Consider the following 3,042-nt stretch of genomic DNA (forward strand, 5'->3'; position numbering starts at 1 on the left):
GTCCCCCTCGATCCCGATCTGCCGGTCGAGCGGCTGCGGTTCATGGTGGCCGAGGCGGGGGTGGGCTGTGTCGTGGCGGACGCGGCGACCGCGGGGACGGCCGCCGGGCTGGACGCGGCCGTGGTACGGGCCGACACCGCCGGCTTTGATCCCGACGGCCCGCGCCGCACCCCGGATCCGCACGACCTGGCCTACACCATCTTCACCTCCGGTTCCACCGGCCGGCCCAAGGCGGTCGGTGTGGAGCACCACGCCCTGGCCGCCCATGTCGCCGCCGCCCGCGACCGTTACGGCATCACCGCCGAGGACCGGGTGCTGGCCTTCGCCTCCTTCTCCTTCGACGCCTCCCTGGACCAGGTCCTGCCCGCCCTGACGTGCGGCGCACAGGTGATCGTCCGCCCCGACGAGCCCTGGCTGCCGACCCAGGTGCCCGAGGTGGTCGAGCGGCACGGCGTCACCGTCGTGAACCTCCCGCCCACCTACTGGAACGAGCTGGCGTTCTCCCTCGACCGCCGCGCCGCCGCGAGACTGGCCGGCCTGCGGCTGCTGATCCTGGGCGGGGAGTCCGTACCGGCCGGCGCGCTGGCCGCCTGGCGGGCCGAGGCCCCCCATGTGCGGGTGTGCAACGCCTACGGGCCGACCGAGACGACCGTCACCTCCACCACCTACGAGGTCACCGGACCGGTGGAGGGCCGGGTGCCGATCGGCCGCCCGCTGGGCTCGCGCCGGGTGTACGTGGTGGACGCGCACGACCGGCCCGTCGACGTCGGCGTCCCCGGCGAACTGCTCGTCGGCGGGCCGGAGCTTGCGCGCGGCTATCTGGGACGGCCGGCGCTGACCGCGGAGCGGTTCGTGCCCGATCCCTTCGCCTCCGGCGGCGGCCGGCTCTACCGCACCGGCGACATCGTCCGGTGGCTGCCGTCCGGGGACCTGGAGTTCCTCGGCCGGAGCGACGACCAGGTCAAGATCCGCGGCTTCCGCGTCGAACTCGGCGAGGTCGAGGCGGTCCTGCGCGAGTGCCCCCGGGTGGCCGCCGCCGCCGTGCGGCCCGACACCGGCACCGGTCAGACCCTGATCGGTTACGTCGTGACCGGACCCGACGGACCCGACGGCACGGGCGGCACCGACGGCACGGGCGGACCCGTCGAGCCGGCCGCGCTGCGGGCCTGGTGCGCCGAGCGGCTGCCGCACTACGCGGTGCCCTCCGACGTCGTGCTCCTCGACGCGCTCCCCGTCAACGCCTCGGGCAAGCTCGACCGGGCCGCGCTGCCCGACGCCCGCCCCGACCGTGCCACCGGCCGTGTGGCCCACACCGCGCCCCGCGACGAGAGCGAGCGGATCATCGCGTCCGTCTGGGCGGACGTCCTCGGCGTCGAACGCGTCGGCATCGACGACGGCTTCTTCGACCTGGGCGGCCACTCACTGCTCGCCACGATGGCGGTCTCCCGCGTCGCCGAACGCCTGGGCCGCGACATCGAGCTGCGCACCCTGTTCGAGAACCCCCGCATCCGGGAGTTCGGCCCGGCGGTGGCCGCCGCGCGGCGGGCCGCCGGGACCGCCGTCACCCCCGTGGACCGCTCCGGCCCGCTGCCGATGTCCTTCGCCCAGGAGCGGCTGTGGTTCCTGGACCGCACCTCCGAGGCGGGCGACGAGTACGTCCTGTGGTTCTCCTGGCGCCTGCGCGGCGGCCTGGACCGCGACGCCTGGCAGGCCGCGCTGGACGACATGACGGCTCGGCACGAGGTGCTGCGCACTGCGCTGGTCGAGGTGGACGGCCGTCCCGCACAGCAGGTCTGCGACCCGATGGGCGTACCGCTGGAGTGGCGGCAGGCCCCCGGGGGCGAGGACGAGGCGGCCCGGCTGGAAGCGGTGCGGGAGCAGGCCCACGCGCTCGCCACCCGCCGCTTCGACCTGGACCGCCCGCCGATGCTGCGCGCCGGGGTGTGGGAGCTGGGACCGCGCGACCACGTCGCCGTCCTCGCCTTCCACCACGTGGCCACCGACGGCTGGTCCAAGGACGTCTTCACCGGGGAACTGGCGGCCTGCTACCGGGCGCGTCTGGCGGGCCGGGCCCCGGCACTACCCGAACCGCCCGTGCAGTACGGCGACTTCGCGGTGTGGCAGCGCGACCGGGCCGGGGACGGGACGCTGGAGGACCGGCTGGACTACTGGGAGGAGGAACTGCGGGACCTCCCGGTGCTGCGGCTGCCCACCGACCGTCCCCGTCCCGCGGCCTGGTCGGGCCGGGGCGGCTCGGTCGAGGTGGGACTGCCCGCCGAACTGGCCTCCCGGCTGGACGCCTTCGCCCGCGAGCAGGGGGCGACGCGCTTCATGGTGCTCCTGACCGCGGTGCAGACGGTGCTGGCCCGCTGGTCCGGACAGGACGACGTGCCGGTGGGCACCCCCGTCGCCGGCCGGGGCCGGACGGAGCTGGAACGGCTGGTCGGCTTCTTCGTCAACACCGTCGTCCTGCGCGGCGACCTGTCCGGCTCTCCCACCTTCACCGAACTGCTCGCAAGGGTCCGCGCGACCGTGCTGGGCGCCTTCGACCACCAGGACGTGCCCTTCGAGAAGCTGGTGGAACGGCTGCGGCCCGAGCGCGACCTGTCCCGCAACCCCCTGTTCCAGGTGATGGTCGACGTCCAGGAGAGCCCCACGTCGGGGCCGGACATCGAGGGCCTGGAGGCGACCGGCTTCGACCTGCCGTGGGCGTCGGCCAAGTTCGACCTGACCACCACCTTCCTCCTCTATCCCGACCGGTTCGCACTCAACGTCGAGTACGCGGCCGACCTCTTCGACGCCGCCACCGCCACCCGGCTGGCCGAACACGTGGGACGGGTGCTGGCCGCCGTCACGGCCGACCCGGACATCCCCGTCCACCGGGTGGACCTGCTGTCTCCCGCCGAACACGCACATCTGGTCGCCACCGCGGGAACGGACCGTCTCGCGGCCGGTTCCGTGCCCGTTGTGGCCGTGGGGGGTGAGCCGGGTGCGTCCGCGCTGGTGTGCGGGGAGCGGTCGGTGACCTACGGCGAGCTGGAG

Annotated in this window: 1 protein-coding gene; it reads left to right on the forward strand. The window is 74.8% G+C overall.

Annotated elements, in window-relative coordinates; all coding sequences use genetic code 11:
* The coding region (locus BM237_RS28540; protein ID WP_139238207.1) for a non-ribosomal peptide synthetase at positions 1-3,042 on the forward strand (3,042 nt) is incomplete at both ends.

The organism is Streptomyces mangrovi (assembly GCF_900114215.1).
Lineage (GTDB): Bacteria > Actinomycetota > Actinomycetes > Streptomycetales > Streptomycetaceae > Streptomyces > Streptomyces barkulensis.